The organism is Chryseobacterium oncorhynchi, from assembly GCF_002899895.1.
Taxonomy (GTDB): Bacteria; Bacteroidota; Bacteroidia; order Flavobacteriales; family Weeksellaceae; genus Chryseobacterium; species Chryseobacterium oncorhynchi.
Genome location: NZ_PPEI02000003.1, coordinates 174,814 through 195,959, shown reverse-complemented (window position 1 = coordinate 195,959; position 21,146 = coordinate 174,814). Strand labels below are relative to the sequence as shown.

The following is a 21,146-nucleotide window of genomic DNA, read 5'->3' as shown; positions in this document are numbered from 1 at the left end:
AATAATATGATTGTTAAACGTTTTCAACAAAGATAAAAAATTGATTCAAAGTGAAAAGGATTTTGAAAAATATTTTTTCAAAATCAATCAGTACAATGATAGGAATCACCCAATAATACTTATTTTTGTTACATAAAGATTCTGAAAATGAAAAATATTTTATCGAAAAGTATTCTAGGACTAGGATTATTGATTGGTCTTGCCTCGTGCAAAAAAACTGATTCTCCTCTCACCAAGGTGACCCCTACCAATCTGGATTCTATTGCATCCAACTATTATGAACAGTATCTTAAACTATATCCATTAGATGCTACTTCTCAAGGAGACTTGAGATATAATGATCAACTTCCCATCAATATTGACAAGGATTTTATATCGGGAGAGATTGCTTTCTACAATTCTGTACAGAAACAACTGGAAAGTGTAGATTATAAAGCTCTTTCTGATGATGACAAAGTGGTTTATGATGTTTTGGATTATACTTTAAAAGATAAAATTGAGGCTCACGCTTATCACCCTGAATATATTCCTTTCACACAGTTTGGAGGTCTTCCTTTAAGCTTTCCTTTATTTGGAAGCGGACAGGGAAGCCAGCCTTTTAAAACTGAAAAAGACTATAGTGACTGGCTGAAAAGAATGGAAAAATTCCCGGAATGGATGAATGCCGCTACAGATAACTTCCGTGAGGGAATTAACAACAAAGTGGTTCTTCCTAAGAAATTGATTATCAAAATGATTCCTCAAATGAGATCTGAGGAAATCACATCTTCCGATATGGATAAGAATATTTTCTATGGACCTGTTAAGAATTTTCCAAAAGACTTTACTCAGGCTCAAAAAGATAAATTTTCAGCTCTTTATAAGGATGCCATCACCAAAAAAATAATTCCTGCTTATACCAAAATGGGTACATTTTTGGAAAAAGAATATTTACCAAAGGGACGGGATACTGATGGATACAACAGTCTTCCTAATGGAAATGAAATTTACAGCTATTATGTAAAAAGCTGGACAACAACGAAGAAATCACCAGAGGAAATTAACAAGGTTGGACTGCAACAAGTCGCTATGCTTCGTGCAGAAATGGAAAAAGTAAAGCAACAAGTTGGTTTCTCCGGAACGCTTGAAGAGTTTATCACTTTTGTAAAAACGGATCAAAAAGCGATGGCTTATAAGACTTCCAAGGAAGTTTTAGATGGATTCAATAGTATTTTGACTAAAATTACTCCGAAACTGAAAACGATGTTTAATGTAACTCCTAAAACAAAGTTTGAGATCAGACAGACAGAGAAGTTCAGAGAAGCCAGTGCAAGCGCAGAATACATCCCTGGAACTCCTGATGGGAAAAGACCAGGTATATTCTATGTTCCGATTCCTGATCCTGCTAAGTTCAATGTAACTTCTGGAATGGAATCTCTTTTCTTACACGAAGCTATCCCTGGACATCATTATCAGGTTTCTTTACAGCAGGAGAATACAAAACTTCCTAAATTCATGAGATTCGGATGGTTTGGTGCTTATGGTGAAGGATGGGCGCATTACTGTGAAACTTTAGGACCTGAGTTTGGGCTGTACACAGATCCTTACCAAAAAATGGGATATCTAAGCGATCAGATGCTGAGAGCAGTAAGATTAGTTGTAGATACAGGTTTACACACAGGTAAAATGAGCAGAGAGGAAGCCATTAAATATTTCCTAAGCAATATTTCTTATGATGAGGGCGCTGCAGTGGCTGAAGTAGAAAGGTATATGGCAATGCCGGGACAGGCTTTAGGATATAAGATAGGATCTTTAAGAATACGTGAACTAAGAGAGAAGTATCAGAAAGAGCTTGGAAACAAGTTTAATCTGGCAAGCTTCCATGATGAAGTTCTAAGCCAAGGATGTCTTCCACTGGAAGTTTTAAATAGAAAAATGGAACTTTGGGCTAAAAAACAAAAGTAACAGAATAACTTTCAAATATAAATGGGGCAATTATTTAACTGTCCCATTTTTTTATTTCTAAAACCAAGCAAATGAACATCTAATTTTATACTTTTAACAGAATGAATCTCTTGCTTTCAGAAAGAAAAATTTTCATTCTCAAATTTATAATAACACATATAATTAATTGAAATCCAGTTACCATGATCATAGAATCTTTACGCTCTCTATACAACAGAGATTTAAACAAACTAAAAGCTGAAATTGAGGCTTATCAACATGAAGAAAACCTTTGGAAAACAGATAAAAGTATCTCCAATTCTGCAGGAAACCTTTGTCTCCATTTAGTTGGAAACCTCAGCCATTTTATAGGAGCACAGCTTGGAAACACGGGCTATGTAAGGCATCGTGAGTTGGAATTTTCATTAAAGGATATTCCAAAAGCCGAGCTTATTGAAAAAATTGAGGCAACGACAATAATCGTTGATTCAGTATTAAGCCAGCTACCTGAAGCAGATCTGAGAAAGGAATATCCACTAGTTGTTTTTGAAGATAAAATGACAACTGATTTCTTCCTGATTCACCTTATTGCTCATCTGGATTATCATTTGGGTCAGATTAATTATCATAGAAGATTATTAGATAATGTATGATGATCAAGATTTTCACTTATTAAGATAAAAACAAGGATGTCAGTATTGAACTGGCATCCGTTTTATATCAGCAGATTCTATGCAGATTCGCAATAAAGATTTTTTAAATAAGGCTATAAAGTAAATTTCATTACTTCTCAAACATCATTTTGGTAATAAAGTCCTTATCACCCTTACCTCTTGCCGGAGAATATTCTCTACCGTAGAAAATGATCTGAAGATGAAGCTTATTCCATACTTCTTCTGGGAAGAGCTTTTTGGCATCACGCTCGGTTTCTACAACATTTTTACCGGAAGTAAGCTTCCATTGTGTCATCAAACGATGAATGTGGGTATCCACCGGAAACGCAGGAAATCCGAAACCCTGGCTCATTACTACTGAAGCCGTTTTGTGTCCTACACCCGGAAGCGCTTCCAATTCTTCATAAGTTTGCGGAACGATCCCATTATGTCTTTCCAATAAAAGTTCAGCCATTCTCTTTAGGTTCTTGGCTTTTGTATTGGATAATCCTATTTCTTTAATTAATTCTTTGATTTGAAATTCCTCCAGTCTGGCCATTCTCTGCGGAGTTCCAGCCACTTCGAAAAGATTTGGGGTAACTTCATTCACCTTTTTATCTGTGGTTTGTGCAGAAAGTGCTACGGCAACCATCAATGTATACTCATCGGTATGATCCAACGGAATAGGCGTGGTAGGATATAATTTATCCAGTTCTATCTGAACGAGTTCAGCCCTTTGCTTTTTTGTCATTTTACCCTTAAATTTGAACAAAATTAAATCATTATGCTGAAAGTTGGAGACAAATTACCTGAATTTGAAGGAATAAATCAGGATGGAGAGGCAGTAGCTTCCTCTAAACTCATCGGAAAAAAACTTGTTGTATTCTTTTATCCGCAAGCTAGTACTCCAACATGTACTGTGGAAGCCTGCAATCTGAGTGACAATTATTCTATGCTTGAAAAAGCCGGATTCCAGTTATTGGGAGTGAGTGGAGACTCTGTCAAGAAGCAAAAAAACTTCCATAGCAAATTTGCTTTTCCTTATGATCTTATCGCTGATGAAAACCGTGATATTATTGAGAAATTTGGGGTTTGGAAAGAGAAAAAGACATTTGGTAAAACTTATATGGGAATTGTAAGAACTACTTTTATTTTTGATGAAAAGGGAATTTGCACAAGAGTTATTGAAAAAGTAACTTCAAAAACAGCCGCTGAGCAAATTTTGGAAGGATAGTTTTTTAATACGAATCAAAAGAATAAATCCACAAATAGCACGATTGTCTGTTTGTGGATTCATTTATATTGTAAGTTTATTTTTACTCTGTTTCGTAGTAATTCAGTTCTTCGTTCTCACCGGGAAGTGTAACGTGTTTCTGAAATTTCAGTCCTAATTTTTCAATCAGCTTCTGGGAAGAAACGTTATCCTTTGAAATGATTGCTGATATCTTTGGCAGTTCAAAATCATCCATACCAATAGATTTCACCTTTTGAGCGGCTTCATAAGCGTATCCTTTTCCCTCAAATTCTTCAAGAAGGGAATATCCTATATCTAAAATATCCAAGCCTTCTCTTTCAAAGATACCAACTGCCCCTATTTTCTTATTTTCCTCTTTGGTAATCAAAAGATAATTTCCATATCCTAATCTTTCGATCTGCGGCATAAACCTATTTCTGATATAGTTTTCTGCATCTTCAATCGTTTTAATATTACGATCACCAATATATTGGATAAATTTTGGTGCGTTGTAAAGTTCAAAAATGAAATCCCTGTCTTCTGGAGACATAGGACGAAGAATTAAACGTTCGGTTTCGTAAACCTTATCTGCGTTTGGTTGTTTTTTTAGGCTCATCTTTCTTTGGTTCTTCCTTTTTTTCGATTTTTAAAAGTCTCGGGTTATTAGCACATTTTTTATTGTAAAGCTCAATATACGTCCCATTATCTTTCACATTAGAAACAAGTCCTGTAGCTTTATTTACGGTTAAAGTATAATGCGTTTTTTGATAAGGACATTCTCTTGAGGTTACCTTTCCAAGATCCAGATAATAATTGGATTGATCCTCGTGATAATTCCCTGCAAGATCCTTAAATTCTTCGTCAACGATATAACCATCTGAAGCTAGTAAAATAGCGGCTTCCTGGGGGTTGTCAATTTTTCCAACAAACTTCTTTAACGCTTCTACATCAAGAACGTAACTTATCTTTCCTCCTAAAGAATAGGCTATATAATAAAAGCTGTCTTCACTGGGAAACAGATTAAATCCTGAGAATTGAGGGATATAGCTCATCTTCCCTCCGGAAATCTTTATTTCCTCACCTTTTCCATAGCTATTGTAAACTAATGTCCAAGAATCTACCCTGTCATCGGGACTGATTCTTTGTAAAATATTTGGAATACTTGAAAATTTTTTCTTCTCCTGAGAATATCCCAAAATTGTCCAAAATAAACATATAAGAGTCGTTAATCGGAATGCAATTTTAATCATAGCTTAAAAATCAGCATAAAAGATACCAAATATTACATAAACTTATCGCCTTTCTTAAAGTTCTTTAAATCAAGAACGTAATCTTTGATCAGTTGATCGTTATCTCTAGGACAAATCAAAAGTGCTTTGTCTGTATCAACAACAATATAATTTTCAAGTCCGTCAATAATAACAGCTTTGTTATTGTTTCTTAAACGGATAATATTCCCCTTTGAGTTATAAGTTAGTAAGTGTCTTAATTTCACAGCATTACCATCCTTATCTTTTTCTGTATTTTCATACACAGAAGTCCAGGTTCCCAGATCACTCCAGCCCAAATCTGACGGAATTACGTACACATTTTTAGCTTTTTCCAAGATCCCGTTATCAATGGAGATTTTTTGAACCTTTGGATAAATTGTTTCTATACAATTGTTTTCCTTTTCTGAGTTATATTCACAAGCCATAAAATGCTGCGTCATCTCAGGAAGATACATTTCAAATGCATGGTGAATACTTTTCATATTCCAGATAAAGATCCCCGCATTCCAAAGAAAATCACCACTTTCCAGAAAGCTTTGAGCAAGCTCAAGAATAGGTTTTTCCGTAAATGTTTTTACCTTAAAATATTCTGAATTTTTCTTTTCTACGAACTGAATATATCCATAGCCGGTATCGGGTCTTGTGGGAGTAATTCCAAGAGTAACCAAATAGTCGTGTTTGGAAGCCAAATCAAAAGCAAGTTCTACTTTCTCCAGAAATACGTCTTCTTTCAGAATCAAATGATCTGCAGGAAGAACGATCATGGTGGCATTAGGGTTAATTTCAGCAATCTTATTAGCCATGTAAAGATTACAGGCTGCTGTATTTTTCATCAAAGGTTCCCCCACAACATTCTCCTCCGGTAGCTCCGGAAGCTGCTGGTGAGAAAGTGTTACATATTCTTTATTCGTAATGACGAATATCTGCTCCTTAGGAATTACCTTGCTGATTCTGTCATACGTTTGTTGAATCATAGTACGTCCGGTACCTAGAATATCCTGAAACTGTTTGGGAAATTTCTGTGTACTCATTGGCCAGAATCGACTGCCGATCCCTCCTGCCATTATCACACAGTATCTATCTGATTTTAACATTCTTAGCTACATTTTTCTACCCTTGCTAAAGGCTTAAAAGAATACTTCCTTCCAGTAGCCAGGTTCTTACAAAGATAGTTTTTTTTAATCAGACCTTCTAATAAATACTTTTCGTTGCGATATATAAAAAATTCACCTTTCTGAAGCTCTTCAATAAAACGTAGGCTATCATCTTGTTTTTCAGTATGAAAATATCTTACAAGATCGGGGCTAGCCATAAAATTTGCTTTTGGTGATTTTGAAAACTTTACAATAATGGGCCTTAGATCTTCGTCATAAACTTCAAGGCTTTCAATCAGCATATTTCTAAAAGTTTCTTTCCACTCATTGCCATGAGGAGAAATTCTACGTCCGTATTTTTCAAAAGCAATTAAATGTGCCAGCTCATGGGTAAGCACAAAGAAAAAAAGTGGTGGGGTAAGCGTTGAGTTTACCGTAATTTCATGAGAATTATCCGGAAGTTTTCTATAATCTCCCAGTTTAGAATTTCTGTTCCTAGTGACCTTTATATGAATATAGTAGTCTGAAAACCAAATTCTTAAATATTTAAGTGTATTTTGTGGTAAATATTTTTCTAACGATTGAATAGGCATTTTACAAACTTAATGGAATTCCCGCATAGAAACTCAATAGTTTAAGACTGAAAAGATAATTATATTTCGCCTGCGCTACTGATCCCTGTGCATTTGCATAATTATTTCTTGCAACGTTAACGTCGTAAATGGTTGTTTTTCCTGCAGCATAGCTTTTATCCGCAAAATCTAGTGCCAGCTTAGAACTCTTTTCTGCTTCTACTGCAGCAAGGTATGTTTCATAATTGGCATCAGCATCAAACTGAGCTTTCTGTATGTTTTGTCTTACCGTTTGTTTTTGTTGTTCAAGAGCAATTTTACTAACGCTTTCATTCAACTTAGACTGCTCAACCTGTAATTTTGTCTTTCCTTTATTGAAGATAGGAATATTAAGTGATAGTGCTACACTTTGCCCAAACTGATCATTATATTGTTCAAAAAAAGTTCCCTGCACAATTCCTGGCGGAACATTAAATGATTTATTGTAGAACGTATTAATACCAGCACTAGCTGTTAATGTAGGCCAGAATGCCGTTTTGCTTACCTCGGTTTGTGCTTCGGCAGATCTTATTCTGCTTTCGGCAGCTTTTATTTGTGGTTGTAAATCATAAGCTTTTGTAAGAACCTCATCAATGGTTACCAACTGTGAGTCTAATACATCAGAAACATCTACATTTTCCACGTCAAAATCTTTATAATCTTCAAGCTGTAAGAGTTGAGCAATAGCAAACAAAGCTCTTCCTACGTTAACTTCTGCTGTTTTAAGATTTTGTTTTTCTCTGGCTAATGCTGCTTCAGATTCTGCCAGCACCGTCTGAGCAGTAGTTCCAACCTGAGTTGTTATTTTTGCTCTGTCATATTGCTTTTTAGCATTTTCTACAGCACTTTGAGAAATCTTAACGATTTCTTTGTTTAATAAAGCCGTTAAATATTGCTGGGCAATTTGTACAGAAATATCATTTTTAATCGCTTCAATATCATATTGGCTTGCCTCTACATCAAACTGAAGCTTTCTTACATTCTTCTCTAGCCTTCCATTATTGTAAACCAAAACATCAGCGCTTACCCCAATACTGTTATTGAATCTATCGTTTCTATAACTTCCTGCTCCTAATGATCCCTGTCCGAAACTTACTCCATTCATCATACTCCCCGATACAGAAGGCAAATAATCTTTTTTAGCTGCTTTAAGGTTGTATTCTTGGTTTTGCTTGGTATATTGATTTTGGATAACCTGAAGATTATGCTCCACTGCATAGCTTACACATTCTTTTAAGGACCATTTTTTCTGAGCACTTAGCCCCAGACAACTTAGTCCAAAAACGATAATCCAAACTTTTTTCATATTATGTAGATGTTTATTTGTTTTTAATGGTCGTATGGAATCGTGTTATTTTTATCGGTATTTGTCCTTGCAAATCACAACGATTTCATATTAAGATTTTTCCCTATTAGACGAAGTAAATATAAAAAAGTTACAGATTGAAAAAAATTGTTTCATTTTCATAAAACTTTTGAGAATTTTGTAGCATGACAAATGAACAATACCAAGCAGCTATTGATTGGCTTTTTGTACAGATGCCCAACTATCAGATAGATGGACAAAAAGCCTACAAACCAGGACTAGATAATATTACTAAGCTTTGTGCTTTCTTTGGAAATCCTCAGGAAAAAATAAAGTGTATTCACATAGGCGGAACTAACGGAAAAGGGTCTTCAAGTAATATGCTGGCGTCAGTTCTTCAAGAAGCGGGCTATAAAGTAGGTTTATATAATTCTCCTCATCTTATAGATTTTACTGAACGTATTAAAGTGAATGGTAAAAATTGCAATAAAGAATTTGTCTTTGACTTTGTTCAAAAGCTTAAAACCATTCCGGAAGAAATTCGCCCATCTTTTTTTGAATTTACAACCATCATGGCCTTTGAATATTTTTATCAGCAGAAAGTGGATTTTGCCATTATTGAAGTTGGTCTGGGTGGAAGACTGGACTCAACAAACATTATAACCCCACTTGTTTCTGCAATAACGAATGTTCAGCTTGATCATCAAAACATACTGGGAGATACCATTGAGGAGATTGCCGGAGAGAAAGCGGGTATCATCAAACCTAATATCCCTGTTATTTCAGGAGATGAAACTGAGGTGGTAAAAAATATCATCAGAAAAAAAGCTACTGCTGAACAGGCTCCTTTTATAGATGCTACTCTACTTCATACAGAGCTTAGTTCTGATTTGAAAGGAAATTACCAACAAAAAAACATCCGTGTCGTTCTTGCAATTGTTGAAGAATTAAGAAAACTACATGTCAATATTACAGACAAACAGTTGGAAATCGGTTTACTAAATGTTCATCAAAATACAGGATTCATTGGTCGTTGGTTTGAATTTTCAAAAGACCCTCTTACCATTTGTGATACTGGACACAATCAGGCAGGTCTTGAGTATGTTTTTTCACAATTAAATTCTATTGATAAGCACAAACATGTTATTTTAGGGTTTGTAAATGACAAAAATATTGATGAAGTGATGGGATTACTTCCTGAAAATTCTGAGTTTTATTTTGCTAAACCATCCATCAACAGGGGAAGACACCCAAAAGATTATGAAAACCTGCTTCAAGAGGCAAAAATTTTTTATAAAATTTTTGATTCCGTACAAGAAGCCTATCTATCTGCAAAAGAACAATGTACAAAAGAAGAAATGATTTTTATTGGCGGAAGTAACTTTGTTGTTGGAGAATTTTTAGAAAAAAATTTGGAGATATCTAAATAAGTCGTATATTTGCACCACTCTAAACGAGGAAACAAGTATAGGGGCTCTTAGCTCAGTTGGTTCAGAGCATCTGGTTTACACCCAGAGGGTCGGGGGTTCGAATCCCTCAGGGCCCACAAAAAGGATACTGAAGCCTTTCAAAAAATTTCAGGGCTCTTAGCTCAGTTGGTTCAGAGCATCTGGTTTACACCCAGAGGGTCGGGGGTTCGAATCCCTCAGGGCCCACAAAAATCTCTCAGGAAACTGGGAGATTTTTTTTATTTATAAATCCCACATATTAACCTTACTTTAAATTGGGAAAAGATTCCACAGGATTTCTTTACCTTTGCCTCCCTACAGATTAATATTCACAACCATTGAAAGCTCTTCATGTCATATCATTTAATTATCCCTATCCTCCGTCTTATGGTGGTGTTATAGATGTTTATTACAAAATAAAAGCTTTATCAGAGCTGGGAGTAAAAATTCATCTACATTGTTTTGTGAATCAAATTCCTGAAAAAACAGATCCGGAGATTACAAATATTACAGAAAATGTATTCTTTTATCAAAAGAAGAAAAATCCTTTTCTTTATCTTTCATTTACACCATTTGCTGCCATCATAAGGAATTCAGACATTCTGATTAATAATCTGGCAAAAATTAAAGCTCCTATTCTTTTTGAAGGCTTACAAACCACCAGCCTCCTCGCTCAATTAAAAAGCAAAGAACACCCCTTATACCTGCGACTTCATAACAACGAAGCCGAATATTACAAAGGACTCTCTTTTTCGGAGAAAAATATTTTTAAAAAGATCATTTATAAGATTGAAGCTATCAAATATGAAAGTTATCAAAAAAAGAATTTAAAAGAGTTCAAGTCTGTGTTTTGTCTTTCTGAAAAGGAATATCGCGAGACAGAAAACTATTCCGAAAACGCAAAACTCATTCATATTTTTCATGGCAATCATACGGTAAAGAATCTTGACAAAAAAGGAGATTATTTCCTTTTCCATGGAGATCTGAGTATTTCAGACAATAAAAAGGCATTATACGAGGTAATTGAGCTGTTCAAGGAACTTTCTGAATACAAACTCAAAGTAGCATCAGATCGAGCCTCAGATGATCTTAAAAAGAAAATTAACGCTATTGAGAATATAGATCTGGTTCCCATTGAAACCAATGAAAATTTATACCATCTTCTAGAAAATGCCCAAGCCAATATTTTGCTGTCTTTTCAGAATTCCGGAACCAAAGTAAAGCTTTTTAACTCTCTCTACAACAGCAGATTTGTCATTATTAATCAAAATATTACAGACGACAGCTCACTAAGAGATTTGTGTCTGTATGGTTCCAATATGCAGGAAATTCGACAACATATTATTGATATTGCAGAAAAGGATTATACAGGAAGTGAGCAAAGAAAAAACGTTTTGGAACGAAACCATTCTGATGAATCTAAAGCAGAAGAGATGATAAAGGTTATTTTTAAAGATTAACAGCTTGTATCACTTTTTGAATATTAAACTCTGCCAAACACGCCCAATCTCCTCTATAACATTCCTTATCACCGAAAACAGAACATGGTCTGCAGCTTAAGTCCTTTACCTGAATGACATCCTCTTCACTTTGTCCGAACCCTAAAAACCCAGCATAAGGATGTGTTGCACCCCAGATCGAAATACATCTTGTTCCAACAATGCTTGCCAGGTGCATATTAGCAGAATCCATTGAAATCATTATTTCCAGCTCAGCAATTTTATTAAGCTCTTCTGTAAGGCTTAATCTTCCGGAAAGACTTTTGGTATTTGGGATTTGGTTTTCCCATTCTTCAAGAGTTTCAGTTTCTCTTTTTCCGCCGCCAAAAAAATACACTGTATGTTTTTGAGCTAAAATTTTAGCCAGTTCAAAAGATTTTTCCAGAGGAAGCATTTTTCCCTTGTGTTGGGCAAAAGGAGCAAAGCCAATTCCTGATTTATGGCCCGGAAGAGGTCTAAGTTTTTGAGAAAGTTCTACTTTAAAACCCATTTCTCTGAAAACATCGGCATAACGTTCAACTGTTTTTTTCAATTGAACTTTATCCAGATTCCAGACATCCGTAAGATGCTCTTTCTCCTCTTTTCCCTTATTGATCTTAAAAACCTTTAGTCCTTTTCTTCTATAAATCCTATCCAGTATTTTAGTCCGGATCACATCATGAAGATTGGCAACACAGTCCGGATTAAATTCCTTAATCAATTCGTTACTTAATTTTCTTAATCCAAAGAATCCTTTATAGTCATCAAGATCAATTCCTTTAAATGTAACATTAGGAATACCAGAAAATAAGGCTTCAAAATTTTTTCTGGAAACCATAATAATTTCCACATCAGGATTTTGCTCCAAAAACTCCCTGAAAACAGGAACAGTCATTGCAACATCTCCAAATGCAGAGAAACGATATGCTAAAATTCTGGTCACGGTTATGATTTCAGTTGGTAAGCAACTGCATAAAATTTAATTTGTTTTGTCATAGCCATCAGTCCATTAGCTCTGGATGGCGAAAGAAACTCCTGTAATCCAATCTCTGAAATAAATTGAAAATCAGAATCCAAGATCTCCTGAGTAGAATGCCCACTATAAATGCTCACCAAAAGCGAAACAATACCTTTTGGCAAAATTCCATCAGAATCTGCATTAAAGAAAAGCTTTCCTTCTTTAAATTCAGCATCAATCCATACTTTACTTTGGCAGCCTTTAATCAGGTTATCCTCTATTTTCTTGTCTTCCGGAAACCCTTTTAATTCCTTTCCAAGATCAATAATATATTCATATTTCTGCTCCCAGTCGTCAAGAAACGCAAATTCGTCGATTATTTCCTGCTGTTTTTCTTTAATGGTCATTTTTCACAAATTTCTTTGTGCAAAGATAATTAAATTTAGACTTTTAAGGTTTTAAGATAAAAGATTGGTTCATAGAATACAAAAAAATCATCCATACACCATAAACAGGCCCTCCTGATTGAATTTATTTTATTGGGACGCTTTATTAAAAACTTCCAGCAATTTTATTTCTTCATTCTCCCAACAAAGAGTTTTTGAAGCTTTTTCAAGTTCTTCCAGATAGTTTTTTCTTCCTTTGTTTAAAACTTTTTCAATTGCCGTTGCAATGTTTTTTGGATGATGATCAGGAATTGTCTCTCCTACATCAAACTGATTTTTAATATTTTGCAATTCAGGAATATTTGACAGAATCAAAGGAACACGCGCCTGAATACAATCTAAAACCTTATTGGGCAATGAATAAAGGTAACTATCTCCCCCATTTTCTTCAATGCTCATCCCACAGTCAGCAGTTATCGTAACCTTTCTCAAGTCCTCGGGCATTAATTTTCCCAAAAACTGAACTTTATTCTGAAGCTTTTCTTGTGCTACTAAATTTTCATATTCCCCTTTTCTTGGGCCATCTCCGGCTATTTTTAGCACCACATTATCTAAATGATGCATCGCCATAATCACTTTATCAATTCCTCTAAAAGGATTGATTGCTCCCTGATATAAAAGTATTTTAGGATTATTATCAGGAATTTCGAAGTCAAAATTCATTTTCCTTGGTGCATTTTGAACCACAATTGGATGAATTCCATATGTTTTTTGAAACCATTTTGCATAGCTTCCACTCGCAGTAATCATCCATGTAAGTTTCGGAATGACTGTTCTTTCGACATAACGCCATAATTTTTGTGACATTTTGCCCTGAACTGCAGGCATTTCTGAAAAAATTTCATGACTGTCAAAAACCAGAGGAATATTCAGCTTTTTGGCAATAAGATAATTTGGAAACAGGGCATCAATATCATTAGCATGAAGAATGGTATCTTTATCTGCCTTTTTTTTTAATTCATGATATAGCTTCCAATTAAATTCAAAATAGGCTGTTTTTAAGCTTTTTGAAATTAAATGTATCCTTGAAAAGGAATAAGGGCGCTGCATTTTTTCGGCTCCTTTCCAGTCATTTCCAATCAGATCAATAGTATATCCGTTTTCATGCAAAGTCTGGCAAACCTTTTCAATACGTTGGTCTGTATACAAATTACTGAAAGCAGATGTTATTATTTTTTTCTTCATTACTTCTTATTTCCAAGCAGTAAATGATAGATCTGAATAAAGCAAATAAGTCCGTTTGGAATGATAACCGGCCATAAAGGTCCACTAAAGAAACCATAAATGACAAAGCAAAAGCAGCCGATCATATTAACAATTCTGATTTTTCTTACATCTTTCAATATGAAACTCAATACAATAAAAATTGAGGCAGAGTATCCGACGTAAGTGGTTATTTCAGGATTCATGGGGAAATTTTAAGAATAACAAACTTAATCATTTTCAATAAGATAATAAAATTTTTTCTGCCATAAAGTCATTAATTGATTTTTGGTAAAATATTTGTAATTTAGATAATGAATAAATGGTAATGTTGCCTTTATTCTAATGAGATATATTATGGATTATAAGTTTTCACAAGGTTTGAGCCAGGTGTTCAAACAAAGCAAAAGCGAAGCTAAAAGGCTGAAAAGTGAATTTCTCAATACAGAACATCTACTTTTAGGTATTATAAAAACGGAAAACTCTGCAAAAGAAATCCTTCAAAACCTTAATGCGGATTTAACACAAATCAGAAGAAAAATTGAAACTCTAAATACAGCAAGTCTTAATCCTATTTCTGAGGAGGTTACCAATATTTCTTTCACCAAGATGGCAGATCATGCCATTAAACGTGCGGAGTTAGAATGCCGACAGTACAAAAGCAATGAAATTAATACCGTTCACCTGCTTTTAGGTATTCTTTATAAATATGAGGATCCTACTTCAAATATTTTGGGAGCTTATGACATCGACTATGAGGGGGTTTCAAAAGAGTACCAAACTATGCTTAAAAATTCCGGGCAGTCACCACAGATGAGTGCGTATGATGATGACAATGAAAGAGAGGATTTTGAGCAAATGAGAAAGCCTACCGGAAATCTAGGCTCTGCAAAAAGCAAAACTCCAACTTTGGATAACTTTGGTAGAGATTTAACTTCCCTGGCAAGAGATGGAAAATTAGACCCAGTAATCGGTCGTGAAAAAGAAATTGAGAGAGTTTCTCAGATCTTATCGCGTAGAAAGAAAAACAATCCGCTTCTTATCGGGGAGCCGGGAGTTGGTAAATCTGCGATTGCAGAAGGGTTAGCATTAAGAATTCAACAGAAGAAAGTTTCAAGAGTTCTTTACGGAAAACGTGTGATCACTTTGGATCTGGCAAGTTTAGTGGCCGGAACAAAATACCGTGGTCAGTTTGAAGAAAGAATGAAGGCTATTATGACGGAGCTGGAAAAAAACAGAGATGTCATCTTATTCATTGATGAGCTTCACACTATTGTAGGTGCGGGAAGTTCTACAGGAAGTCTGGATGCATCCAACATGTTCAAACCAGCCTTAGCAAGAGGTGAAATTCAATGCATCGGGGCTACAACTCTGGATGAATACCGTCAGTATATTGAAAAAGACGGAGCTTTAGAAAGAAGATTCCAGAAAGTAATGGTGGAGCCTACTTCTATTGAGGAAACCATTCAGATTTTGAACCAAATTAAGGATAAGTATGAAGAACATCACAATGTAATTTATACTCCTGAGGCAATTAATGCATGTGTCAATTTGACATCAAGATATATTACAGATCGTTTCCTACCGGACAAGGCTATTGATGCCATGGACGAAGCAGGTTCCAGAGTTTATATTAAAAACATGAAAGTTCCTACTGAGATCATTGATTTTGAAAAGAAAATTGAAGATATCAAGGAATTGAAGCAAAAAGCTGTAAAAGCTCAGGATTATCTTGAAGCAAGAAAGCTTAAGGATGAGGAGGAACGTCTTCAAATGGAACTAAATGCTGCTCAGGAAAAATGGGATAAAGATGTTAAGGAGAAAAAAGAAACCGTAAGTGAAGAAAGTGTAGCAGAAGTGGTTTCTATGATGAGTGGCGTTCCTGTAACGAAAGTTGGCAAAAACGAGCTTGATAAATTAGCTCAGATGGATGAAAAACTGAACGGAAAGGTTATCGGTCAGCAAGATGCTGTAAAGAAAGTAGTTAAAGCTATTCAAAGAAACAGAGCAGGTCTTAAGGATCCTAACCGCCCAATTGGTACATTTATCTTCCTTGGAACAACAGGGGTTGGTAAAACCGAGCTTGCAAAAGTAATGGCCAGAGAGCTTTTTGAATCAGATGAATCGCTGATCCGAATCGATATGAGTGAATACATGGAGAAATTTGCCGTTTCAAGATTGGTTGGAGCGCCTCCGGGATATGTTGGATACGAAGAAGGAGGTCAGTTGACCGAAGCGGTAAGAAGAAAACCATACGCAGTAGTTCTTTTGGATGAGATTGAAAAAGCTCACCCGGATGTATTCAATATTCTGTTGCAAATCCTTGATGAAGGACACGTTACGGATAGCTTAGGAAGAAAGATAGACTTTAGAAATACAATCATCATTCTTACTTCCAATATTGGAACAAGGGATCTTAAAGACTTCGGAGATGGTGTAGGATTTGGAACTTCAGCTAAAAAGACAACATCTGACTCAAGAGCAAGAAGCACTATTGAAAATGCCCTTAAAAAAGCATTTGCTCCTGAATTCTTAAACAGAATTGATGATATTGTGATCTTCAACTCTCTTGTACAGGATGATATCAAGAAAATCATTGATATTGAACTGAATAAGCTTTATGGCAGACTTGAAAAATTAGGTTATAAAGTAGAATTAACCGAAGAAGCGAAAGACTTTATTTCTGAAAAAGGATGGGATAAAGACTTTGGTGCAAGACCACTGAAAAGAGCAATCCAGAAGTACATTGAAGATTTATTGGCAGAAATGTTGGTAAACAAACAATTGAATGAAGGAGAAACCGTAGTTCTTGAGGTTAATGAAGCAAAAGATGCATTGGTAGGAAAAACTTCAAAGCCGAAGAAATCATCAGCAGCTGAGAAGTCTTCTCAATCTTAAATAATTAATTTAATTTCAATAGAAAAGCACCGGAAAGTTTCCGGTGCTTTTTATTTTTATCTGTAAGAAGCAATGATTAAAGCCCTACCACAAAACCTATATTAGGGACTAAGCCATTTGAAAATACACTTGAATTTTCTTTCCAAAGAACATTATACATTAATCCTATCTGCATAAAGGAATTATTCCCTATTCTCTGCATGTAACCTCCACCAAGATATAATGCGTTTTCTTCTCTGTTGTACTTGTAATCGTAATACTTATCATTATAATTGATGAAGTAGTGTTGGAAGTTTGCACTTAAATAAAACGAGCGAGCAATATAATAATTAACAAAAGGCCCTATCCCAAACATTGTGGATCTATAGTAGTCTGAAGTCTGCCATGAAACACTTCCCACAGCTCCTGCCTCAAGATCTTCGGTAAGACGATATCCTACTCTTGGAGAAGCCTGTAGATAAAATGAACTGTTGCTTCCAAACCCCAAACCGATTCCTCCTCCAAAAGTCCATTTGTTATTTTCTTGCACCGGAGCACCTATTGAAACCTGGGAAAAAACTGATCCTGAGGTTATCAGCATCATTGAAATAATAAACTTTTTCATATGTAAATATTTTATTTTGTCTAAAGATATTTATAAATCATCCTCATTTTCATCCTCATCTCGCTATTGAAAACTTCGTTAATGGTATCATTTATACTACTATCGTTTTTATCAATGTTTAAAATTATGGTTTTTTTACGAATTTTTTTAGTTGTATTTTTGCCGGGTCAAACTAAGAACTCCCGTTAAGAGTTTCGTAAAATTGAAATAAATGAAAGTAGTAGTAGGCCTCTCCGGAGGTGTAGATTCAAGTGTTACAGCATATTTGCTACAACAGCAAGGGCATGAAGTAGTTGCTCTGTTTATGAGAAACTGGAATGATGCTTCTGTAACATTAGAAGATGAGTGTCCTTGGATTGAGGACAGCAATGATGCCCTGATGGTTGCCCAGAAGTTGGGTATTCCTTTCCAGGTTATAGATATGAGTGACCTTTACAAGGAACGTATCGTAGATTATATGTTCGATGAGTATCAAAAAGGAAGAACTCCCAACCCTGATGTTTTGTGTAACAGAGAAGTAAAATTCGATGTTTTTATGAAAACAGCAATGTCGTTAGGTGCTGATAAGGTGGCTACAGGACATTATGCAAGAGTAGACTCCACTATTGATGAAAACGGAAAGGAAATCTTTCATCTTTTAGCCGGAAAAGACAACAACAAGGATCAATCTTATTTCCTTTGCCAGCTAAGCCAGGATCAGCTATCTAAAGCCTTATTTCCTATTGGAGAGCTTACAAAGCCTCAGGTAAGAGAGATCGCAAAAGAAATAGGCCTGGTAACGGCAGATAAAAAGGATTCTCAGGGATTGTGCTTTATTGGAAAAGTAAGCCTTCCTCAGTTCTTACAACAGCAACTTAAACCGAATGAAGGTGAAATTGTTGAGATTTTCAAAGATTCATCATTATTTGCAGAAGAAAAAACTGAATTCTCTTCAAAGAAAGAGGAACTTGAATTCCTTTCAAGAAAAATCAACTATAAAAAGACCGACGGAAAGGTAATCGGAAAGCATCAAGGTGCTCAATTTTTCACCATCGGACAAAGTAGAGGACTTGGTATTGGCGGACATAAAGAAAGCTGCTTTATTGTATCGAGAGACATGGAAAACAATATTATTTTTGTAGGAGAAGGAAATCAATTTCCTGGTCTTTATAAAAAAGCTTTAAAAATTGACAATTCTGAATTGCACTGGGTTCGTGAAGATATGAAGCTGAACAATGGTGAGTCTATGGAGGTATTGGCAAGATTCAGATACAGACAGTCTTTACAGAAAGCGACTCTCTATCAGTTTGAAGATGGTTTTTACGTTGAATTTGAAGAGCCACAATCAGCCATCGCTGAAGGACAGTTTGCCTCATGGTATATTGATGATGAACTTATCGGAAGTGGGGTGATTTCGTAGAGCATATTTTGAAGTTTAGTTTAAAAGATATTTTTAATTTTTTTTGTAACGTATGTTAAATTGTCATACTTACTGGATAAATAACAATAAAAAATATCATTATGAAAACTTCAACAAACCAGTACGCTTATGCCAATAATATTCTGATCGCTTTAGTATCTGCTGTTTTTGGTTATAATCTTTATCAGGCAATTGTTCACCCGGATAATTCAAACATTGGAATAAGCCTTATTTTAGTAGTCCTAACCTCTATTATGGTTCGAAAATATGGACATAAAAAAGTAAAGGATAATCAAGAAAGTAATTAATTTCAACAATTTATATAAAGCCCGAAGCAGTTTTTGTTTCGGGTTTGTTTTTGATACTAGTTCTTAATTTTATTCTTTACATGGAATAACTTAAATAATAGGATTACAATACATTCTGCAATTAATATCATTACTAAAAATCCGACAGGTTTTCCTAATAGTATTCCTCTTATCAACTTTATCATTCCCAACACGAAGATGAACAGCATAAAATAAAGTGTGGTTTTGGAAATGGGTTCCTTTAATAATTTTAAAATAAAAATTGAAGAATAAAACCCAAGCAAAAGGAGTAAATAAAACTTTAGAAATCCTGGACCTTTCAGCGTAAACGGATTAAATGTCTGGCGTGTTTCGATAAGCCATATAAAGCTTACCATTATTGAAACTGAGTGAATGATTATCTTTTTCATAGGTATTCATTTTTATCCACCACAGCCGCCGCCACAACCTCCACATCCACCCCCGCAGCTTCCCCCACCACTACAACTGCTTCCACTGCTACAACCTCCTCCACTGCCACTGCTTTCTCCAGAACTTGATCCGGAATCTTTATTCTTTTTACCATTTGTATTCTGGAGTAGAGAAACTACAATTCCAAAAGCAAAAATTCCCAGCATGCTAAAAACTATAGATATTACTGTACTTATAATCTCTCCAAGACAGGAAGATAACAGTAAAAGAAGCATAAAAAAGGGAATCAGCCGCAGCTTTCGCCACCAGAACCTCTTACAATGAGCACTTTCCCGTTCATGCCAGATTTCCTGAGGGGCTTCAGTTTGAAAAATCTCTTTGTAGCTTTTTAAAGTATTTGTAAACCAATTCTGGTGCTTAGTGTTTTCATTAAATCCTCCCTTTGATGGATGGTGATGCAGAGACTTTCTTAGAATATTCGGACAAAACTCCTCCCAATAGTTTTGAGTATAGATCAGATGCATATGCCATACCTTATCTACTATTGTGCTTGGTGAAGCACCATTGGGAAGAACACAACAGAGATACACAAATCTTTTATATTCTTCTATGGCTTTTCGGGCAAAATCAAGGCTCCAGTTTTCTTCTTTTGCCAGTTTTCTCGAAAAAGGAAAATCAGCATCCGGAGCGTCCAGTGAAAATCCCTGAATTCTATTCCAAAGGGATTCATCTTTTAATAACATTCTTGTTTCCATTGTTCTAACTTTTGTTTTTCTATTCAAATATCAATGGATTTTAAAATATAAAAGTCTTTCTATTGTATTCTTTAGTCTGATAAAAATCTTAAATTAGTCTTGTAAAAATATAATAACAGATGAAAAAAGAAGATATCCTACACCTTGAGAAACTGATGAACTTCTTAGGCCGTCAATTTTTAAAGAAAAATCAGTGGGAAGACGTTACTAAAACAGAATGGTCGTACATCTGTGCAGAGCTTAATGACCTTATTGCCAGTGATCATTCTGAAAAAGGGATAAAAAAGAATCCTGATCTTCTGGGTTCAAATTACCTTTATGAACACTTGATTATCAACAAATTAAAAAAGTTCCAACAGAATGAAAATGCAGTCTTAAGCAGGCCAAATTTGGCAAAGCTAAGTCTGATTGTCAGGGTTTTGGGATACTCAAACTACATTGACTTCATTAATTCTAATACAGAAGCATTCAATTTTAATGATCTTAAGATTGATATGAATAATGTAAAGCTGAATATCACGTTATTGGATCGTTTAGTGGGTTGTTGGTATTCCTACAACAGAAATCTTCCTGAGAATCCTACACAGGCTAAAGAAGACAGAATGTGGCGCTCTGCCATGGAAATCTATAAGTCTGAAACTACAGGAGAGTATTTTATAGAAAGAAGTGGTGGCGACCATCATAAATATTTTGGAAAGGTTACAGCCTATTCTGATTATGTTTTTATTATCATGAATAGCAATACATTCATCAGACAAAGGCATTTTATCTCGAGAATAAAAGATATAAAAGAAAAACTTAAGAATCCGGATTATAAGCTTCACGAGCTTCATTTCATCAGTACTTGTATCAGTTTTAATCAAGAACCTATTGCCTTATTTGAAATCTTTCAGAAAGCAGACAGAAAAAACTTTATTTCCGATTCTATCAGTCTTCCCATCGATAGTGATGAGATCCCGGAATCTATTATCAAACAACTTGAAGACACTGAATCTAACAGAATTGATTACAGATAGTTGAGAGTATAATTCTTCAGATGTAAACTCATTACCATTTTGATTTTGTATTACTCAATGTATGTTTTGAATGAAGAGTAAAGTTTTTTTGAAATTTTTCTGTAACGTATTTTGAATCGCCATACTTACT

22 protein-coding genes and 2 tRNA genes are annotated in these 21,146 nt (G+C 35.1%); 11 read left to right on the top strand and 13 right to left on the bottom strand.

All coding sequences use genetic code 11. The annotated features are described in order from the left end of the window. Positions 1–147: 147 nt before the first annotated feature. Both C1638_RS11145 and C1638_RS11140 read left to right on the top strand, forming a co-directional pair. Positions 148–1,944: a DUF885 domain-containing protein gene (locus C1638_RS11145; protein WP_109620963.1), complete on the top strand. Its 1,797-nt coding sequence runs from the start codon at positions 148–150 to the stop codon at positions 1,942–1,944. A gap of 182 nt (positions 1,945–2,126) precedes the next feature. Next, positions 2,127–2,576, top strand: coding sequence for a DinB family protein (locus tag C1638_RS11140; RefSeq protein ID WP_185140426.1), 450 nt, complete (start codon positions 2,127–2,129; stop codon positions 2,574–2,576). A gap of 130 nt (positions 2,577–2,706) precedes the next feature. Here C1638_RS11140 and C1638_RS11135 read toward each other — a convergent pair whose 3' ends face one another. Then, a complete protein-coding gene (locus tag C1638_RS11135) occupies positions 2,707–3,327 on the bottom strand; it encodes an endonuclease III domain-containing protein (RefSeq protein ID WP_076352927.1) in 621 nt (206 codons plus the stop codon). A 33-nt stretch (positions 3,328–3,360) separates the two neighbouring features. On the opposite strand from C1638_RS11135, the gene bcp reads away from it, so the two are divergent. Further along, positions 3,361–3,810 carry a thioredoxin-dependent thiol peroxidase gene (gene bcp / locus C1638_RS11130; RefSeq protein ID WP_109620961.1) on the top strand — a complete coding sequence of 150 codons (450 nt, stop codon included), beginning with the start codon at positions 3,361–3,363 and terminating at the stop codon, positions 3,808–3,810. An 82-nt stretch (positions 3,811–3,892) separates the two neighbouring features. Here bcp and C1638_RS11125 read toward each other — a convergent pair whose 3' ends face one another. Genes C1638_RS11125 through C1638_RS11105 form a run of 5 tightly spaced genes read right to left on the bottom strand, consistent with a single transcriptional unit; the run spans position 3,893 to position 8,092 of the window. Further along, complete coding sequence (locus tag C1638_RS11125; RefSeq protein WP_109620959.1) at positions 3,893–4,426, bottom strand: GNAT family N-acetyltransferase; 534 nt, start codon at positions 4,424–4,426, stop codon at positions 3,893–3,895. After that, positions 4,395–5,060, bottom strand: coding sequence for a hypothetical protein (locus C1638_RS11120; protein WP_109620957.1), 666 nt, complete (start codon positions 5,058–5,060; stop codon positions 4,395–4,397). The genes C1638_RS11125 and C1638_RS11120 overlap by 32 nt, the downstream gene beginning before the upstream one ends. A 32-nt stretch (positions 5,061–5,092) precedes the next feature. Next, a complete protein-coding gene (locus C1638_RS11115; RefSeq protein ID WP_228428125.1) occupies positions 5,093–6,175 on the bottom strand; it encodes a mannose-1-phosphate guanylyltransferase in 1,083 nt (360 codons plus the stop codon). Positions 6,176–6,177: 2 nt separating this feature from the next. After that, positions 6,178–6,768: a SprT-like domain-containing protein gene (locus tag C1638_RS11110; protein ID WP_109620955.1), complete on the bottom strand. Its 591-nt coding sequence runs from the start codon at positions 6,766–6,768 to the stop codon at positions 6,178–6,180. A gap of 1 nt (position 6,769) precedes the next feature. Then, the gene (locus tag C1638_RS11105; protein WP_109620953.1) at positions 6,770–8,092 is read right to left on the bottom strand and encodes a TolC family protein; all 1,323 of its coding nucleotides are present in this window, start codon (positions 8,090–8,092) and stop codon (positions 6,770–6,772) included. A gap of 185 nt (positions 8,093–8,277) precedes the next feature. Here C1638_RS11105 and C1638_RS11100 point away from each other — a divergent pair, with 185 nt between their 5' ends. The 4 genes from C1638_RS11100 to C1638_RS11085 all read left to right on the top strand — a co-directional run bounded on the left by C1638_RS11100 (position 8,278) and on the right by C1638_RS11085 (position 11,000). Further along, positions 8,278–9,522 (top strand): bifunctional folylpolyglutamate synthase/dihydrofolate synthase, encoded by a 1,245-nt coding sequence (locus tag C1638_RS11100; protein WP_109620951.1) that lies wholly within the window; start codon positions 8,278–8,280, stop codon positions 9,520–9,522. A 41-nt stretch (positions 9,523–9,563) separates the two neighbouring features. Next, a tRNA-Val gene (locus C1638_RS11095) sits at positions 9,564–9,638 on the top strand. Between the two features lie 34 nt (positions 9,639–9,672). Beyond that, positions 9,673–9,747, top strand: a tRNA-Val gene (locus C1638_RS11090). Between the two features lie 131 nt (positions 9,748–9,878). Continuing rightward, positions 9,879–11,000: a hypothetical protein gene (locus C1638_RS11085; protein WP_109620948.1), complete on the top strand. Its 1,122-nt coding sequence runs from the start codon at positions 9,879–9,881 to the stop codon at positions 10,998–11,000. On the opposite strand, the gene C1638_RS11080 is transcribed toward C1638_RS11085, so the two are convergent. The 4 genes from C1638_RS11080 to C1638_RS11065 all read right to left on the bottom strand — a co-directional run bounded on the left by C1638_RS11080 (position 10,990) and on the right by C1638_RS11065 (position 13,831). Next, positions 10,990–11,961, bottom strand: a complete 972-nt coding sequence (locus tag C1638_RS11080) for a glycosyltransferase family 9 protein (protein WP_228428123.1) — start codon at positions 11,959–11,961, stop codon at positions 10,990–10,992. The two genes, C1638_RS11085 and C1638_RS11080, sit on opposite strands and share 11 nt — an antisense overlap. Positions 11,962–11,963: 2 nt before the next feature. After that, positions 11,964–12,383, bottom strand: coding sequence for a SufE family protein (locus C1638_RS11075; RefSeq protein WP_109620946.1), 420 nt, complete (start codon positions 12,381–12,383; stop codon positions 11,964–11,966). A 129-nt stretch (positions 12,384–12,512) separates the two neighbouring features. Next, entirely contained in the window at positions 12,513–13,607 is a 1,095-nt protein-coding gene (locus C1638_RS11070; protein ID WP_109620944.1) for a glycosyltransferase, read from the bottom strand. Then, entirely contained in the window at positions 13,607–13,831 is a 225-nt protein-coding gene (locus tag C1638_RS11065) for a uroporphyrinogen decarboxylase (protein ID WP_109620942.1), read from the bottom strand. Before C1638_RS11065 ends, C1638_RS11070 begins: the two co-directional genes overlap by 1 nt. A 151-nt stretch (positions 13,832–13,982) precedes the next feature. Between C1638_RS11065 and C1638_RS11060 the strand changes: the two genes are divergently transcribed. Beyond that, positions 13,983–16,523 carry an ATP-dependent Clp protease ATP-binding subunit gene (locus tag C1638_RS11060; protein WP_109621735.1) on the top strand — a complete coding sequence of 847 codons (2,541 nt, stop codon included), beginning with the start codon at positions 13,983–13,985 and terminating at the stop codon, positions 16,521–16,523. 76 nt (positions 16,524–16,599) lie between these two features. On the opposite strand, the gene C1638_RS11055 is transcribed toward C1638_RS11060, so the two are convergent. Beyond that, positions 16,600–17,127, bottom strand: coding sequence for a hypothetical protein (locus C1638_RS11055; RefSeq protein WP_109620940.1), 528 nt, complete (start codon positions 17,125–17,127; stop codon positions 16,600–16,602). Positions 17,128–17,338: 211 nt separating this feature from the next. Here C1638_RS11055 and mnmA point away from each other — a divergent pair, with 211 nt between their 5' ends. Beyond that, on the top strand, positions 17,339–18,526 hold the full coding sequence (gene mnmA / locus C1638_RS11050) for a tRNA 2-thiouridine(34) synthase MnmA (protein WP_109620937.1): 1,188 nt from the start codon (positions 17,339–17,341) through the stop codon (positions 18,524–18,526). 101 nt (positions 18,527–18,627) lie between these two features. Then, positions 18,628–18,834, top strand: a complete 207-nt coding sequence (locus C1638_RS11045) for a hypothetical protein (protein WP_109620935.1) — start codon at positions 18,628–18,630, stop codon at positions 18,832–18,834. A gap of 56 nt (positions 18,835–18,890) precedes the next feature. Here C1638_RS11045 and C1638_RS11040 read toward each other — a convergent pair whose 3' ends face one another. Continuing rightward, the gene (locus C1638_RS11040; RefSeq protein WP_109620932.1) at positions 18,891–19,244 is read right to left on the bottom strand and encodes a hypothetical protein; all 354 of its coding nucleotides are present in this window, start codon (positions 19,242–19,244) and stop codon (positions 18,891–18,893) included. A gap of 12 nt (positions 19,245–19,256) precedes the next feature. After that, a complete protein-coding gene (locus tag C1638_RS11035) occupies positions 19,257–20,000 on the bottom strand; it encodes a glycine-rich domain-containing protein (protein WP_109620930.1) in 744 nt (247 codons plus the stop codon). A 119-nt stretch (positions 20,001–20,119) separates the two neighbouring features. On the opposite strand from C1638_RS11035, the gene C1638_RS11030 reads away from it, so the two are divergent. Next, positions 20,120–21,016 (top strand): hypothetical protein, encoded by an 897-nt coding sequence (locus tag C1638_RS11030; RefSeq protein ID WP_109620928.1) that lies wholly within the window; start codon positions 20,120–20,122, stop codon positions 21,014–21,016. Positions 21,017–21,146: the final 130 nt, after the last annotated feature.

Coding starts and splice junctions, on each gene's coding strand:
- C1638_RS11070 (WP_109620944.1), bottom strand. CDS start 13,607: ATGAAGAAAAAAATAATAACATCTGCTTTCAGTAATTTGTATACAGAC.
- C1638_RS11075 (WP_109620946.1), bottom strand. CDS start 12,383: ATGACCATTAAAGAAAAACAGCAGGAAATAATCGACGAATTTGCGTTT.
- C1638_RS11115 (WP_228428125.1), bottom strand. CDS start 6,175: ATGTTAAAATCAGATAGATACTGTGTGATAATGGCAGGAGGGATCGGC.
- bcp (WP_109620961.1), top strand. CDS start 3,361: ATGCTGAAAGTTGGAGACAAATTACCTGAATTTGAAGGAATAAATCAG.
- C1638_RS11065 (WP_109620942.1), bottom strand. CDS start 13,831: ATGAATCCTGAAATAACCACTTACGTCGGATACTCTGCCTCAATTTTT.
- C1638_RS11040 (WP_109620932.1), bottom strand. CDS start 19,244: ATGAAAAAGATAATCATTCACTCAGTTTCAATAATGGTAAGCTTTATA.
- C1638_RS11110 (WP_109620955.1), bottom strand. CDS start 6,768: ATGCCTATTCAATCGTTAGAAAAATATTTACCACAAAATACACTTAAA.
- C1638_RS11140 (WP_185140426.1), top strand. CDS start 2,127: ATGATCATAGAATCTTTACGCTCTCTATACAACAGAGATTTAAACAAA.
- C1638_RS11120 (WP_109620957.1), bottom strand. CDS start 5,060: ATGATTAAAATTGCATTCCGATTAACGACTCTTATATGTTTATTTTGG.
- C1638_RS11105 (WP_109620953.1), bottom strand. CDS start 8,092: ATGAAAAAAGTTTGGATTATCGTTTTTGGACTAAGTTGTCTGGGGCTA.
- C1638_RS11135 (WP_076352927.1), bottom strand. CDS start 3,327: ATGACAAAAAAGCAAAGGGCTGAACTCGTTCAGATAGAACTGGATAAA.
- C1638_RS11035 (WP_109620930.1), bottom strand. CDS start 20,000: ATGGAAACAAGAATGTTATTAAAAGATGAATCCCTTTGGAATAGAATT.
- C1638_RS11100 (WP_109620951.1), top strand. CDS start 8,278: ATGACAAATGAACAATACCAAGCAGCTATTGATTGGCTTTTTGTACAG.
- C1638_RS11055 (WP_109620940.1), bottom strand. CDS start 17,127: ATGAAAAAGTTTATTATTTCAATGATGCTGATAACCTCAGGATCAGTT.
- C1638_RS11045 (WP_109620935.1), top strand. CDS start 18,628: ATGAAAACTTCAACAAACCAGTACGCTTATGCCAATAATATTCTGATC.
- C1638_RS11145 (WP_109620963.1), top strand. CDS start 148: ATGAAAAATATTTTATCGAAAAGTATTCTAGGACTAGGATTATTGATT.
- mnmA (WP_109620937.1), top strand. CDS start 17,339: ATGAAAGTAGTAGTAGGCCTCTCCGGAGGTGTAGATTCAAGTGTTACA.
- C1638_RS11125 (WP_109620959.1), bottom strand. CDS start 4,426: ATGAGCCTAAAAAAACAACCAAACGCAGATAAGGTTTACGAAACCGAA.
- C1638_RS11030 (WP_109620928.1), top strand. CDS start 20,120: ATGAAAAAAGAAGATATCCTACACCTTGAGAAACTGATGAACTTCTTA.
- C1638_RS11060 (WP_109621735.1), top strand. CDS start 13,983: ATGGATTATAAGTTTTCACAAGGTTTGAGCCAGGTGTTCAAACAAAGC.